The following is a 14,886-nucleotide window of genomic DNA, read 5'->3' as shown; positions in this document are numbered from 1 at the left end:
AATAAAAATAACCACGCTACAGTAAACGGGAGTTTCAGTGAATTTTGTGCAGCCTTTGATGCGTTTTGCAGCCCTGCTTCTGATGCTGGCTGTGTTCAACTTAGCTGCGGCCCCATTATTACGCCCACTGACACCGGATCAAGGGCTGACACAGGGTTCAGTTAATGATTTGCTGTTAGATAACGAAGGCTTTCTCTGGCTGGCTACCGAGGGTGGCCTTAACCGTTTTGACAGTAATCAGGTGGTGCAGGTAGAGACAGCGCTTGCCAGTTTAAAAGAAATTTCATTTACCCGTTTATTACAGGACAACAGCGGTAGCATTTTTGCTGCAACCGCCACAGGCGATCTGTACCGTTATAACCGCATCAGTGGTTATATCGAACCGGTGACCAGTTTACGCCAGCAAAACGACCTACCCGACAGCATTTTTATCTCAGGGCTGGCATCCTACAACAGTGATACTTTGTTGCTAAGCACCCATCACGCCGTATTTCGTTTATCGTTAACTGATGGCAGCCAGGAGAAACTATTTGATATCCGCAACGCGGGGTATAGCAACGGCTGGCTGCGCAATATTCAATATTATCAGGGCTATGCATTAATAGCCGCATTTAATGGTGTTATTGCCATTAACCTCAGCAACAACCAGCACCAGTACCTGCCTTATTTAGACAGCGATATAGTCTCAAACGACCAGCTACACAGCAAAGTGCTGAGCATTAAACATAACCGTTTGTGGATAGGTACTGTCGATGGCCTGTACAGCCTTAACCTTGACGACATGCTGGCCTACTTACAGCACCAAAGGCCCTACCAGGCTAAAACTGAGCTGGCTGCACTGAATATCTGGCAGATAAAATGGGTTGATGATCATGCCCTGATCCCAACCGAGCGTGGGCTATACCGCTTTTATCCACAGCAGCAAAGCAGCGAGTTTGTGCTGCGCTTCAGCGATGCCAGTCTGGGTTTATTTGACAATACTATTATTGATATTGTGGCCGATAAGGCCGGCGGCTACTGGTTGGCATCACGTGACAATGGAGCTTACTACTGGCATCCCCGCAGCCAGGCTTTCAGCCAGATTGTCCGCACCCATAATGACAACTCCACGCTTAGCAGTAATGTGGTTTACAGCCTGCTGGCAAGCGACAACCAGACACTCTGGATAGGCACTGCCAATGGCCTGAACAAAAATCAGCTGCATAACGGCACCAACACCAGCTACTTAGTAAACCCCGACCCTAAGGCCATTCAGCATGACGGCACGGTTTACGCTATTTACCCGGCAGATAACAACAACCTGTGGTTGGTTAACGCCAGTGGCCTGCGGCTATTTGATACCGCGACCGGCAAGCTGCAACTACCCGACAAACTCAAAGAAAGTGACAAACATTATTTAAATGCGAGGAACAGTAGCTATTTTTTGTACCAGCAGCAATGGTACTTTTTTTACGATAGCAAACTTATGCGTTATACGACGGACACAGGCACAGTAGAAGACATCAGTAATAATTTCAGTGCCTCCAACGGCAGTAGTACTATTTTAGGTGTTTATACCGGCAAAAATATGGGTTTGTTAATAGCAAAACCGGACGAAATCTGGTTATGGCAACCTCAGGATAACAGCCAACGCCTGATCTACCAGGCCCCTGCCTACCAGCCTATGCTGGGCCGTATTGCCAATTCTATGTTGCAGGATAAACAAGGCCGGTTGTGGATCAGTATGTCAGGCATAGGCTTGCTGGGTTTTGCCGCAGACACACTGGAGTTGGCGCACTATTACAGTGTAGATGACAGCCTGCTATCCGATGCCGTATACAACCTGCAGTTAGATGCGCATGACGACATCTGGTTTTCCAGCCACTATGGCCTGGCCCGGCTTGATACCACAAGTCTGCAAATTGAGTTTTTCACCCGTGACGATGGTATTTATACCCATGAATATAACGGCGGCGCAGTAACCACACTTGCTGATGGCAGGCTTGCCTTTGGCAGTATGCGCGGTGTAACACTGGTAGATACAATGCGGTTGCAGGAACAAAGTAGCGAACCAAGCGTTATTATTACCAGCCTCAGTTTACTGTCTGGCAATTTTAAGCCGGTCAATACCAATTTAAATGAGCGTCATTTTACGCTGTCGCACAAAGATCTTGGCATCACGCTGCAATTTAGCGCGATGAATTTCAGCAACCAACACAAAATGCGTTATCGCTACTGGCTGGACGGCAAACAAAATATCAATTACCCACCACAGCGCGGCAACAGCGTTATTTTTCCGCAGCTAAGCAGTGGCGATTACACCTTTAACGTAGTGGCTATTTCTCCTGAAAGCGGCGCGGAAAGCGCACCGGCAAAAATTCATTTACACATAAAACCCGCGTTCTGGTTGTCCGGCTGGGCATTGCTAAGCTACGCGGCCCTACTGGCACTATTGTTGTATAAAGTATACCGGCTGCGCCGCCATCAACATGCGCTGCTACGCAGCATACATAGCAAAGCCCTGCAAAGTGAACAGCGCTTAAAACAAGCTCTGGCGTCGGTAAACAGCGGGGCCTGGGAATGGCAAGCCGACACTAACCTGCTGTTCGCGTCCCGCATTCATACTATGCTCGGCTACAGTGAAAGCATGAACCCCCTAACACTGCAGCAGCACCAGACATTGATCCACCCAGACGACAGAGATGGCTTCTGCACCCAGTGGGCCCGCTTTTTACAACAACCTGAGCAAGGTTTTGATTTTACCTACCGTATGCAACACCAAAGCGGTAACTGGCTATGGTTTCGCGATCAGGGTAAAGCAACTGAACATGACACCGACAACAGCGTAAGCAAAGTAATAGGTACTTTTAGCAACATCACTGAAACCCGCGCCAACCAGGAAAAGGCCCGGCTATTTGGTGAAGCCTTCCAGCAAACCCGCGACTGGGTAGTTATTCTGGACGACAGCCAGCGGGTCAAAGCCGCCAATCAGTCTTTTGCCGATGCTTTTGGCAGTGTAGAGCAATATCTTGACCAACCGCGTACCCACCATCTGGGTATTAGCCTGGTACGGCGGCGGTTTTACACCAAGCTGTTAAAAGAAATGAGGCCAGGCCAGCACTGGCAGGGCGAAGAGCTGGTTATTACCCCGGATGGCCGTGAACGCCCTACGCTGATCAACATCAGTGCCATTGGCGAACAGCAGGAACTGGCATTTTTTGTACTCGTATTTACCGACATTACTGCACAAAAAATAGCTGAAGATGAACTGCGTTACCTGGCTAACTATGATGCCCTGACCGGTCTGCCCAACCGGGCTTTATTAATGGACCGTATCTACCACGGCATTGATCAGGCCAAGCGTGATAAAAGATCACTGGCACTGTGCTTTATTGATCTGGACAAATTTAAGCAAATTAATGACTCACTCGGCCATGATGTCGGCGATTTACTGTTAAAAGAAGTCGCCCGGCGTTTAACCCTGACACTACGAGACAGCGATACCGTAGCCCGCTTAGGCGGCGACGAGTTTATTGTGCTGCTTGAAGGTTATAAAACCACCGACAATATCAGCCATGTTGCCCGTAAGATGCTAACCGTTGTCAGTGAGCCGATGCAGTTAGGTACTCATACCGTTGGTGTGTCGCCCAGTGTTGGTATTGCGATATACCCCGACGACGCCATCAATGCTATCGAACTACTAAAACATGCTGATGTGGCGATGTACCATGCCAAAGAGGCCGGGCGTAATAACTTCCAGTTTTTTACCGCCGAAATGAACGAAAAAGCCCATATGCGGCTGGCACGGGAAACCCGTTTACGCAAAGCATTGCAACAAGATGAGTTTGTTAACTTTTATCAGCCCATCGTTAATAGCCAAACCCGCCAGGTAGTTGGCGCAGAAGTGTTGATCCGCTGGCAAAGCAGCGAAGGGTTAATTTCTCCTGCCGAGTTTATTCCGCTGGCTGAAGAACTGCGGCTTATTATTAATATGACGCATCAGTTACTGGAGCGGGCCCTGAGCGACTTACAACAGTGGCATCAGAATGGCTATCAGCTGTATTTGTCGGTTAATTTATCTACCCAGCATCTGGAACAACCTGCGCTGGTAGAACATACCCGGTTTCTGTTACAGAAATATCAGATACCTGCCAGTTGCCTGCGGTTTGAAGTTACCGAAAGCGCGCTGATGCGCGACCATCAAAGTGCTATTGATACCATGCTGGCGCTTAGCGAATTGGGCGTGCAACTGGCGCTGGATGACTTTGGTACCGGCTACTCGTCACTGAAGTATCTGAAAGAACTGCCAATTGACGGCATTAAAATTGACCGTAGCTTTGTACAGGATATCGGCATAGACAGCAGTGATGAAACCATTATTGAAGCCATGCTCAGTATGGCCAACAGCCTTGGCATGTACTGTGTAGCAGAAGGCGTAGAAACCGAGCAACAACTGGCGTTTTTCAACCGCCGCCAGTGCTACCTGATCCAGGGATATTTATTCGCCAAACCGATGCCAGCAGCCGATATTCCGGTATTTTTACAAACCGAGCTGTAACAAACGCCAGGCCGCTGCTGTACTGCGATATATTCTGCCGTTAGCTGCATTAGCTGCTACCGGCTCTGGTATACTAAGCAGCCTTATTACCCACGCTGCAGGCTGTTATATTGTCGCCGTTAGCCAAAGGAGCCTTACTACTGCTGCTGGCCGAAGCCTGCTTTGCGGGTATTGGCGCTGTAGTTAAATTTACCAGTGGCACCGCATCTGAAGTGCAGGTGGTATTTTTCCGCAACTTTTTCGCCTTGCTGCTAATGCTGCCATTTTTGTACAAACACGGCTTCAGCCTGCTAAAAACCCAACGCTGGTACCTGCACCTTAGCCGCGCGTTAACCGGGCTTATCTCAATGTACTGCTTTTTCTATGTGCTGGCGCGCCTGCCACTGGCGCAAGGTATGCTGGTATTATTGCTCTCGCCCTTTATTGTTCCCATTATTGCCCGGTTTTGGTTAAAAGAGCGTCCCAGCCGCCTGACACTGTTTGCCATAGTACTGGGCTTTGTTGGTGTCATGCTGGCGCTGCCCGGCACCGCCGGCACTGTTGATGTCATTATGCTGGTAGCGCTGATATCTGCGGTACTGGTGGCCGTGACCAAAACCACTATCCGTTATATGTCTGATACCGAACCGGCGGTGCGTATTGTGTTTTACTTTTCGCTACTCACCGCCATTTTATCAGCTGTGCCGCTGCCATTTTACTGGCAGCCGCTAAACAATGAAGTATGGCTGGCATTTATTGGTATGGGCGTGCTGGCGGCCATTGGCCAACTGGCAATGACGCGCGCTTATGCCGTGGCGCCAGCCAGTGATATTGGTATGTGGACATACAGCAGCGTAATTTTTGCCGGTTTATTTGGTTATCTGTTCTGGCAGGAGCCGGTAACCATGGCCTGGTTTGCTGGTGTACTGGTGATTTTCTACGCCGGTTATATTACAACCCGGCAAAGGCTGTTATAGCGATTCTGCCAACTCACTATGAACAGGCAGCGATCGGTTTACTCTAAGTCAACCGTTGAAGGCATGGATGCTGACAAATTCGCCGGGAGCGAATTTGAACAGCTCTGCTGGTCCGCAGGATAAACTTCATGGATGAAGTTTATAGTCGAGCCCCCACGGATGGGTTTACGGCGCGTTGACGTGGGTAAACCGATCTCTGCCCTACTTCGAAGCAGCCATTTTAAGCAAGCGCTGGCAACACGGGCCCGAACAGGCTAAAATACGCTCCCTTTTTTCCAAGTGACAATACAGGTAACGACACACAATGGGCAAAAAACTGCACATTAAAACCTGGGGCTGCCAGATGAACGAATACGATTCATCCAAAATGGCCGACCTGCTGGATGCTACCCACGGCTATACGCTGACCGAAGAGGCAGAAGACGCAGATGTTATTCTGCTAAACACCTGTTCAATCCGCGAAAAAGCGCAGGAAAAAGTATTCCATCAGTTGGGTCGCTGGCGTCCACTGAAGGAGAAAAACCCTGATTTAGTGATTGGTGTCGGTGGCTGTGTAGCCTCACAGGAAGGCGCATCTATTCGTGAGCGTGCGCCTTATGTTGATATCGTCTTTGGCCCGCAAACCCTGCACCGGCTGCCGGAAATGATCAACGCCGTGCGCGGTAACAAATCGCCGGTAGTGGATGTCTCTTTCCCGGAAATTGAAAAATTCGACCGCCTGCCCGAGCCTAAAGCCGATGGCCCAACCGCCTTTGTGTCGGTAATGGAAGGTTGCTCAAAATACTGTACCTTCTGCGTGGTGCCATATACCCGCGGTGAAGAAGTCAGCCGGCCGCTGGATGATGTGTTGTTTGAAATTGCCCAGTTAGCCGAACAAGGCGTGCGTGAAGTTAACCTGCTGGGGCAAAACGTTAACGGCTACCGCGGCGAAAAGTTTGACGGCACTATCTGTCATTTCTCAGAATTACTGCGTTTAGTCGCCGCGATTGATGGCATTGACCGTATTCGTTACACCACCTCGCACCCGGTAGAATTTACTGACGATATTATCGAAGTATACCGCGACGTACCCGAGCTGGTTGATCACCTGCACCTGCCGGTACAAAGCGGTTCAGATCGTATCCTGAACCTGATGAAACGCGGCCACACCGCGCTGGAATATAAATCGCAAATTCGTAAGCTGAAGAAAATTCGGCCGAATTTAAGCATGTCATCTGATTTTATTATCGGCTTCCCCGGTGAAGACGATGCCGACTTTCAGGCCACCATGGACTTAATTGCCGCAATCAATTTTGATATGAGTTTCAGCTTTATTTACAGTGCCCGGCCTGGCACACCGGCAGCAGACTTGCCGGACGACGTCAGCGAAGAAGCGAAAAAACAACGGCTGTATATTCTGCAAGACCGCATTAACCAGCAGGCACTGAAAATTGCCCGCGGTATGCTTGGCACCGAGCAACGTATTCTGGTAGAAGGGCCGTCGAAAAAAGATATTATGGAACTGACCGGCCGTACAGAAAATAACCGAGTGGTGAATTTTGAAGGCTCACCAGACATGATAGGCTGCTTTGTCGATGTAAAAATTACTGATGTATTCAGTAATTCATTGCGTGGTACGCTAATCCGCACTGAGCAGGATATGGGTCTGCGCCGTGAAGTAGCGCCGCAGCAAATTCTGGCACGGCAAAAAGCCGTACCTGCAGCAGACGCACTTGGCGTAACCACTTTTACACCTTAACTGATCCGGGGGCATTAATTGCCCCCTTCTACACTGAGGCAGGCATTTGAGCACAACTTTACATACTGCAGATTTAACGCTGGAAGGTGCTGACAACCGGCGGTTAACGCTGTTATGTGGCCCGTTTGACGATAACTTAAAGCACGTTGAACGCCGTTTACTGGTAGATATCAGCCAACGCGACAACCAGCTGAAAATAGCTGGCCCGGCCGATAACGTTGCAGCAGCTTTAGATGTACTGCAGCAGTTGTATGCCGCCACGGCGCTGCCAACGGCAGAGTTAACCCCCGAGCAGGTGCATTTGCTGATCAGCGAAAACTACGATATTCAGTACCAGCAACACGACGGCGAGCCGCGTGATTTTAGCCTGAAAACCAAAAAAGGCCTGATCAAACCGCGCAACCCGAATCAGGCAGCTTATGTTGGTAATGTGCTTAAGCATGATGTCTGCTTTGGCATTGGCCCGGCTGGTACCGGTAAAACCTATTTGGCCGTAGCCTGTGCCGTCGATGCGCTGGAGCGTAATCTGGTACGGCGTATCATTTTAACGCGCCCGGCAGTAGAGGCCGGTGAAAAACTGGGCTTTTTACCCGGCGACTTAGCTCAGAAAGTTGACCCGTACCTGCGCCCTTTGTACGACGCCCTGTTTGAAATGCTCGGCTTTGAAAAAGTTGAAAAGTACCTGGAGCGCGGCATTATTGAAATTGCGCCACTGGCGTATATGCGCGGCCGCACCCTGAACGACGCCTTTATTATTCTTGATGAAAGCCAGAACACCACGGTTGAACAGATGAAAATGTTTTTAACCCGTATTGGCTTTAGCTCCAAAGCGGTGATCACCGGCGACATTACCCAGGTAGATTTACCCCGTGGCCAGTATTCCGGCTTAAAACATGCCATTGATGTGCTTAGCGATGTAGACGAAATCAGCTTTAACCACTTTACCGCCAAAGACGTGGTGCGCCATCCTATAGTGCAGCGCATTGTTATGGCGTATGAAGCATTTGAAGCAGCAAAAGCAGCGGCAGATAACGCCGCTAAAGGCCAATAATGGCAATTACTCTCGATTTACAGCTGGCCAGCACAGCAGACAATTTACCCAGCGAAGCCCAGGTACAGCAATGGCTGAATGCGGCCATACTACCGTTTCAGACCGAAGCTGAAGTCACAGTGCGAATTGTTGATCAGGCCGAAAGCCAGCAACTGAATTTTGATTATCGCAGCAAAGATAAACCCACTAATGTGCTGAGCTTTCCGTTTCAGTGCCCGCCGGGTATTGAGCTGCCGCTATTGGGTGATTTAGTGATATGCGCCCCGGTTGTTGCCGCAGAAGCCGCAGAGCAACATAAGAGCCTGCAGGCGCACTGGGCGCATATGGTAATACACGGATGCTTGCATTTATTGGGCTTTGACCATATAAATGACGACGATGCCGAGCAAATGGAAGCCGAAGAAGTGACCATATTGCAACAACTTGGCATTAATAACCCCTATTTGTTGGATAACGAATAGGATTTTTTTGTTTTTTGGAGCAACAGTTCACCCATGAGTGACGACAATCCCCACTCTAGTCGCGGTTCTGCCGGCAAATCCTGGTTAGATCGGATCGCCAGTATCTTCAGTGCAGAACCACAAGATATATCTGACTTACAAGACATCATCAGCGAAGCGCAAACACGCAACCTGATCGATACCGATACCAAAAGCATGCTGGACGGTGTGCTGGATGTTTCCAGTATGCGGGCCCGTGACATTATGGTACCGCGCTCACAAATGGCCACCATTGATATTGACGACTCCGTCGCTGATATGCTGCCCATTCTGATGGAAAACAATCACAGCCGTTATCCTGTCGTTAATGAAGACAAAGACCATATTGAAGGCATACTACTGGTAAAAGACCTGTTGCAGTATGCACTGGACCCTAATGTTAACAACTGGCACCTGCGCGATTTACTGCGCCCGGCAGTGATTATCCCCGAGAGTAAGCGGGTTGATGCGTTGCTAAAAGAATTCCGCCAGAAACGCTACCATATGGCGGTGGTGGTTGATGAATATGGCGGTGTCTCCGGCCTGGTAACCATTGAAGATATTCTGGAGCAAATTGTCGGCGAAATTGAAGATGAGCACGACGATGAAGAAGAAAACGACATCAAGAAAATGGCATCGCGGGTGTTTCAGGTGAGTGCCTTAACACCGCTGGATGAGTTTAACGAATCCTTCAACACCACCTTTGATGAAGAAGATGCTGACACCATAGGCGGCATAGTGCTGCATGCCTTTGGCCATATGCCGGCTAAAGGTGAAAGCATCGAGCTTGAAGGGCTAACCTTTAAGGTCAGTAAAGCGAACAGCCGCCGTTTGGTGCAGCTGCAAGTGATCCGCGCTAAAGAACCTGCCGAGACAGAGGAAAACTAACTATCTTGCGTGCTGTAATCGCCAAGTTACAACCGGCCCTGTCCCATCTGTTGCTGATTGCAGCCGGTGGGCTTACCACTCTGGCCTTTGCCCCATACACACTATGGTGGCTACCACTGCTTAGCCTGGCATTGCTGGTATTTTTACTGCAGCGGGCAACAACAGCAAAACAGGCTGCACTAAGCGGCTTTAGTTTTGGCCTGGGCTGGTTTGGTGTTGGCATCAGTTGGGTGCATGTCAGTATTGATCAATTCGGTGGCTTACCACTGGCTGGCAGCCTGGGGCTGATGGCCCTGCTGGTTAGTTATCTGGCGTTATTTCCGGCACTGGCAAGCCTGCTTAGTTATAAATTGCAACGCCCGGCGTTTACACCACTGTTATTTGCCGCTTGCTGGACAATCACAGAATGGCTGCGTAGCTGGGTATTTACCGGTTTCCCCTGGTTGTCTATGGGCTACAGCCAAACCAGCCATGGCCTGCGTGACTTTGCCCCGCTGATTGGCGAAACCGGCATCAGCTTTTTGCTGGTGTTTTCTGCTGCCGCGCTGGCCCAGCTTTTTTCGCAGCAACGCGCAGCCAGCCGTTACAGCTATGCCTTTATTGCCGGTTTATTATTTGTGCTAAGCCCGCAGCTGGTAACGTTTAATGGCTGGCAATACAGCAATAAACAGCTGTCTGTCGCGCTGGTGCAAGGCAACATAAAACAGGATTTACGCTGGGCACCGGAGCAAGAATGGCCCACCATGCTTAAATATATGGATATGACACGGCCAAACTTTCAGGCCGATTTAGTTATCTGGCCGGAAGCGGCTATTCCCCGGCTGGAACCTGCAGCGCAGGATTTTCTGGACAACCTCAACCGTGCAGCGCTGTATCAGAATACCGCCGTTATCAGCGGCATTCTTGACTACAACAGCCAGACTGAACAAGCCTGGAACAACCTGATAGTGCTGGGTAAGCGCTATACCGACTCGACCGACGGCGACTACTTTTACGGCCATGGCAACCGCTACAGCAAGCATCATTTACTGCCAATAGGCGAGTTTGTACCGTTAGAGAGCTTGTTACGCAAACTGGCACCTATTTTTGATTTACCAATGAGCTCCTTTACCCGTGGTGCTTATGTGCAACCGAATCTGGTGGCTAACAGCTACCATTTGCTGCCCGCCATTTGTTTTGAAATTGCCTTTCCAGCCCAGATAGCCGCCAATATGACTGACGCAACACAGCTGCTGCTAACAGTAAGCAATGACGCCTGGTTTGGTGACAGCATAGGGCCGCACCAGCATTTGCAAATTGCCCAAATGCGGGCGCTGGAATTTGGCCGGCCTGTATTGCGGGCAACAAATAACGGCGTAACAGCCACCATTGATGCCAGCGGTAATATCAGCGGCACCGTACCGCAGTTTACCGAGGCAGTGTTAAAAGACGAATTACGCCTGAGCACTGGCACCACCCCATACAGCCGTTTTGGCGATAAGCCGTTGTGGTTAATATGCGGTTTGTTACTGTTTTTATTCAGTATTATTAAATGGCGCAGTGCAAAAACGGCTGTTAACACTATTTAGTTATTAACATTTAACTTGAGAAGCCATCCCAGTCAGGTAGACTAGCTGCACGCTTTTGTTTTGCCGGCCCATGATATGACCTTACTGTACAATATCAGCCGTACTCTGCAACGCCGCCGCAACAGTACCTGGCATGCACTGGGATATGACACTACAGTGCGCGCTGAAACCCCGGCCGACTACGAGGCAGTAGCCAGCCTCACCCGCTCTGCATTTAATAATGAAGCTGAAGTACACCTGATTACGGCGTTGCGCCAGCAGACAGCCGATTGCATTGCGCTGGTAGCAGAGCAGCACGGCAAGCTCGTTGGCCATATTTTGTTCTCTGCCGCTACGCTGGATAACGCACCGCAAACCCGGTTAATGGCCTTAGCGCCCATGGCGGTAAGCAATGTATTACAGCATCAGGGCATAGGTTCGGCGCTGGTACGGGCCGGGTTGGAGCAATGTAAAAAACAGGGCGCTGCGGCAGTAGTAGTGCTGGGGCATCCGGCGTACTACCCCAGGTTTGGTTTTGTTCCGGCCAGCCAGTTCAATATTAGCTGCCCGTGGCAGGCACCGGACAACGCCTTTATGCTGTTAGAGCTGACACCCGGCGCGCTTAAAGGCAAAAGCGGCCAGGTGCAGTATCACCCGGCTTTTGCGGCGCTTTAATCCGTGGATACAACTCGAACCGGTTTACCCACGCTAACACGCCGTGAATACATCCCTGTAGGCTCGACTCAGGCATCCATGCCTTCAACGGTTAGCTTAGGGTAAACCGATTCTCATATGGATGTATTAACTAATCCTCATCCATGCTGCCATTTACTATTTCGGCGATTTCCGCTAACCGTACCAGGGCACGGCCATTAACTGATTTTTTCGGATACTGGCCGCGGCTGTTTTTCTCACCGGCTTCTACACCGGTTAGCAGGGTTAAGGCTTCATCCACGGTTTTTACCACATACAAATGAAACTTCTGCTGTTTTACTGCGCTGATCACATCGTCATTCAGTACTAAATTCAGCTGATTACTGGCCGGAATAATTACCCCCTGCTCGCCGGTTAAACCACGGCTTTGACATAAGCGGAAGAAGCCTTCTATTTTCTCGTTTACGCCACCAATGGCTTGCACCTGGCCATGCTGGTTAATAGACCCTGTTACTGCCAGGCTTTGTTTAATCGGAATATCAGTAATAGCCGATAACAGCGCACACACTTCGGCCAGCGAAGCACTGTCGCCGTCGATATGGCCATAGCTTTGTTCCATGGCAATATTGGCCGACAGCGTTAGCGGAAACTGCCGGGCATATTTCGCACCAAGGTAGCCGGTTAACAGCAATACGCCCTTAGAATGAATGGCTTTGCCCAGCTCAACCTCGCGTTCAATATCAACTACCCCGCTGGAACCGGCAAATACCGTAGCGCTAATGCGTGCCGGTGTACCAAAGGCGGTATCACCAATTTCCAGTACCGTTAAGCCGTTAATTTTGCCCACGGCCAGGCCGTCGGTATCAATTAAAATCTGGCCTTCCTGGATATCTTCCAAAAAGCCTTCGCTAATGCGGCCGGTACGGTGCTGCTTGCCTTTAAGCGCCTGTTGAATATGCTCTGCCGTTAAGCTGCTGCTGTGCTGCTGGCCGGCGTAATAGCAAGCTTCACGCACCAGCTCTAATACATCGGCAAAGCGGGCCGACAGCTTACGCTGGTGCTCAGCCTGGCGAAAACTAAACGTTAGTAGTTGCTTAAAACCACTGGCAGTCAGCTCGTCAATATTAAGCAGGCGCATTTGTTCACGAATTTGCATCGCCATATAGGTGATGGTTTCGGCAGTATTGGGTAGGTAATGCTCAAAGTCGGCCAACACCCGGAACAGCTCGTTAAACTCATCGTCAACGTCCTGAATAAGGTAATACAGATCGCGAGAGCCCAGCAGTACCACTTTGACATTCAGCGGTATCGCCCGTGGTGTAATAATGGTTGAATTGGTAACGGCATGCTCTGACAGCGTATCAATTAACAGCTCGCCGGATTTAAGTGCCAGTTTTAAAGCATCCCACAGTTGCGGTTGTGTCAGCAGCCGGTCGGCATCGAGGATCAGGTAACCGCCGTTGGCACGATGCAAAGCGCCGGGGCGGATCATGCGGTAATTGGTGTATAAAGAGCCGCTGTTAGAGTTGTATTCTACCCGGCCAAACAGGTTACCGTAGCTGGGGTTGGGCTCAAAAATAATCGGCGCACCCGACATGCTCTCGTAATGCACCAGTACGTTTGGCACAAATTCTTCAATAAAAATCTCGCGGTTGTCGGCCTCTTCCTGTTTTTCGGCTTCAGATTCATCCGGCATCAGTTCCAGCACCGCTTTTACCAGGTGGCTGCGCATTTCACGAATGTAACGCAGCACGCCAAGCTCAGCGGCATAGTCGTGCTCGAGCTGTTTCAACAGTGGTTTAATCGCCTGCTCTATGGTGTCTTTACGCAAGGCGCGCAGGCTTTCCGACAGCTCACGTTTCCACTGCGGCAGCTCAAGCAATTGCTCATTTAATATGGTTTCCAGCTCGCTGACCAGGCCATAAAAATACTGCCGCTGCTCTTCGGTTAACTTAGAAAACTCCTGATCGTCCAGCGGTTTGCCGTCGATAATCGGCGAAAAACTCACTGCGCCGTTTTCTTCGTACAGCACAACATTTTTTTCCAGCGCCTTGCTTTCTACCAGCTCAATCGCATTTTCGTATTTATCATCAAAGGCGCGGGCGATGGCTTTTTTCTTACGCTGATAACCTGGGTTATCAAAAGCAGCCGGGAAAGTATCCAGCAGCTCATCAATCAGGGCTTCAATTTTTTTAACCAGAATTTTGCCCTCACCCGGCAATAAACGCAGGGTGTTGGGTACACGCTCATCATCAAAGTTATTCAGGTAGCACCACTCTTCCGGCGTGGCTTTTTCACTGGCAGCCTGCTGCAGTATGTCCTGTACCAGCGTAAAGCGCCCCAGGGCAGGCTCACCCATTACATACAGGTTGTAACCGGGCATATCCATGCCAATGGCAAAAGCCAGTGCCGATTTGGCTCTGTCCTGGCCAATAAACGCCGGGATCAGTTGCTTAACATCCAGCGCCTGTTTAATCAGTTTGCTGTCAAGATGCGGCCCGAGCTGTTGTACTGTCAGTGCCAGAGGATTGAGGTGTTGGGTCATGTATTACCTTAGCTTAACCAGCTGTTATGCTGGCTATACTAGCAAAAAGCAGCCCTGCTGTGCTGGTCAATTTCATTGTTTAGTTAAAGAAAAACCCGTTGTCGTCGATACAGTGCTTACCAAGGCAAACAGTACACGGGGCAACTTATGAACGAGACTTACCGCTTACAAAAAATCCGCAATCTGGGTGTGCGCCTGCAAGAGCTGGAATTAGTATCGTTAACTCCGGGTAAATCTTACACCTCAGCTGCGCTTAACTTTCTGTTTGCTGATCATGAATTAGAACGCCCCGCCGGTGTGCCGCTGGAGCACACGCTAAAAACACTTGGGGCCGCTATCGTTAGCAAGCGCAAAGTACGCTTTGCCACCCTTGACGCCGATGCAGTAATCGACTTTTTCTGCCGCTTATACCGCGTACACTAGCCCCTTGCAGCGCAGCAAATTAGCGCTGCGCTGAAATATATCTGCCTGCTGGCCGTTCTTATCCGTTA

The 14,886-nt window shown here is 50.0% G+C and carries 10 protein-coding genes; 9 read left to right on the top strand and 1 reads right to left on the bottom strand.

All coding sequences use genetic code 11. The annotated features are described in order from the left end of the window. The first annotated feature begins 37 nt into the window (after positions 1-37). The 8 genes from M2404_RS11770 (at position 38) to M2404_RS11735 (ending at position 11,871) form a co-directional block, all read left to right on the top strand. Complete coding sequence (locus M2404_RS11770) at positions 38-4,537, top strand: EAL domain-containing protein (protein WP_259239935.1); 4,500 nt, start codon at positions 38-40, stop codon at positions 4,535-4,537. Between the two features lie 110 nt (positions 4,538-4,647). Further along, complete coding sequence (locus tag M2404_RS11765) at positions 4,648-5,493, top strand: DMT family transporter (RefSeq protein ID WP_259239934.1); 846 nt, start codon at positions 4,648-4,650, stop codon at positions 5,491-5,493. 304 nt (positions 5,494-5,797) lie between these two features. Next, positions 5,798-7,231, top strand: a complete 1,434-nt coding sequence (gene miaB, locus M2404_RS11760; RefSeq protein ID WP_259239933.1) for a tRNA (N6-isopentenyl adenosine(37)-C2)-methylthiotransferase MiaB — start codon at positions 5,798-5,800, stop codon at positions 7,229-7,231. A 46-nt stretch (positions 7,232-7,277) separates the two neighbouring features. Beyond that, complete coding sequence (locus M2404_RS11755; RefSeq protein WP_259239932.1) at positions 7,278-8,282, top strand: PhoH family protein; 1,005 nt, start codon at positions 7,278-7,280, stop codon at positions 8,280-8,282. Continuing rightward, entirely contained in the window at positions 8,282-8,743 is a 462-nt protein-coding gene (gene ybeY, locus M2404_RS11750) for an rRNA maturation RNase YbeY (protein WP_259239931.1), read from the top strand. Before M2404_RS11755 ends, ybeY begins: the two co-directional genes overlap by 1 nt. A gap of 33 nt (positions 8,744-8,776) precedes the next feature. Next, positions 8,777-9,649, top strand: coding sequence for an HlyC/CorC family transporter (locus tag M2404_RS11745; protein ID WP_259239929.1), 873 nt, complete (start codon positions 8,777-8,779; stop codon positions 9,647-9,649). Positions 9,650-9,654: 5 nt separating this feature from the next. Beyond that, positions 9,655-11,217, top strand: a complete 1,563-nt coding sequence (gene lnt / locus M2404_RS11740; protein WP_259239928.1) for an apolipoprotein N-acyltransferase — start codon at positions 9,655-9,657, stop codon at positions 11,215-11,217. A gap of 75 nt (positions 11,218-11,292) precedes the next feature. Beyond that, a complete protein-coding gene (locus M2404_RS11735) occupies positions 11,293-11,871 on the top strand; it encodes a GNAT family N-acetyltransferase (RefSeq protein ID WP_259239927.1) in 579 nt (192 codons plus the stop codon). A gap of 130 nt (positions 11,872-12,001) precedes the next feature. Here the strand turns inward: M2404_RS11735 and M2404_RS11730 are convergent, their stop codons facing one another. Further along, positions 12,002-14,395 (bottom strand): Lon protease family protein, encoded by a 2,394-nt coding sequence (locus M2404_RS11730; RefSeq protein WP_215395674.1) that lies wholly within the window; start codon positions 14,393-14,395, stop codon positions 12,002-12,004. A 147-nt stretch (positions 14,396-14,542) separates the two neighbouring features. On the opposite strand from M2404_RS11730, the gene M2404_RS11725 reads away from it, so the two are divergent. Continuing rightward, positions 14,543-14,818 carry a hypothetical protein gene (locus M2404_RS11725; protein WP_259239925.1) on the top strand — a complete coding sequence of 92 codons (276 nt, stop codon included), beginning with the start codon at positions 14,543-14,545 and terminating at the stop codon, positions 14,816-14,818. Positions 14,819-14,886 lie beyond the last annotated feature (68 nt).

This window comes from Rheinheimera pacifica (assembly GCF_024809855.1).
Lineage (GTDB): Bacteria > Pseudomonadota > Gammaproteobacteria > Enterobacterales > Alteromonadaceae > Alishewanella > Alishewanella pacifica_A.
The sequence above is the reverse complement of the archived record's forward strand: the minus strand, read 5'-3'. Positions and strand labels throughout refer to the sequence as shown.

Excerpts from the sequence above, each read along its gene's own strand:
- miaB (WP_259239933.1), top strand. The coding sequence starts at position 5,798 with ATGGGCAAAAAACTGCACATTAAAACCTGGGGCTGCCAGATGAACGAA.
- ybeY (WP_259239931.1), top strand. The coding sequence starts at position 8,282 with ATGGCAATTACTCTCGATTTACAGCTGGCCAGCACAGCAGACAATTTA.
- M2404_RS11745 (WP_259239929.1), top strand. The coding sequence starts at position 8,777 with ATGAGTGACGACAATCCCCACTCTAGTCGCGGTTCTGCCGGCAAATCC.
- M2404_RS11735 (WP_259239927.1), top strand. The coding sequence starts at position 11,293 with ATGACCTTACTGTACAATATCAGCCGTACTCTGCAACGCCGCCGCAAC.
- M2404_RS11730 (WP_215395674.1), bottom strand. The coding sequence starts at position 14,395 with ATGACCCAACACCTCAATCCTCTGGCACTGACAGTACAACAGCTCGGG.
- M2404_RS11725 (WP_259239925.1), top strand. The coding sequence starts at position 14,543 with ATGAACGAGACTTACCGCTTACAAAAAATCCGCAATCTGGGTGTGCGC.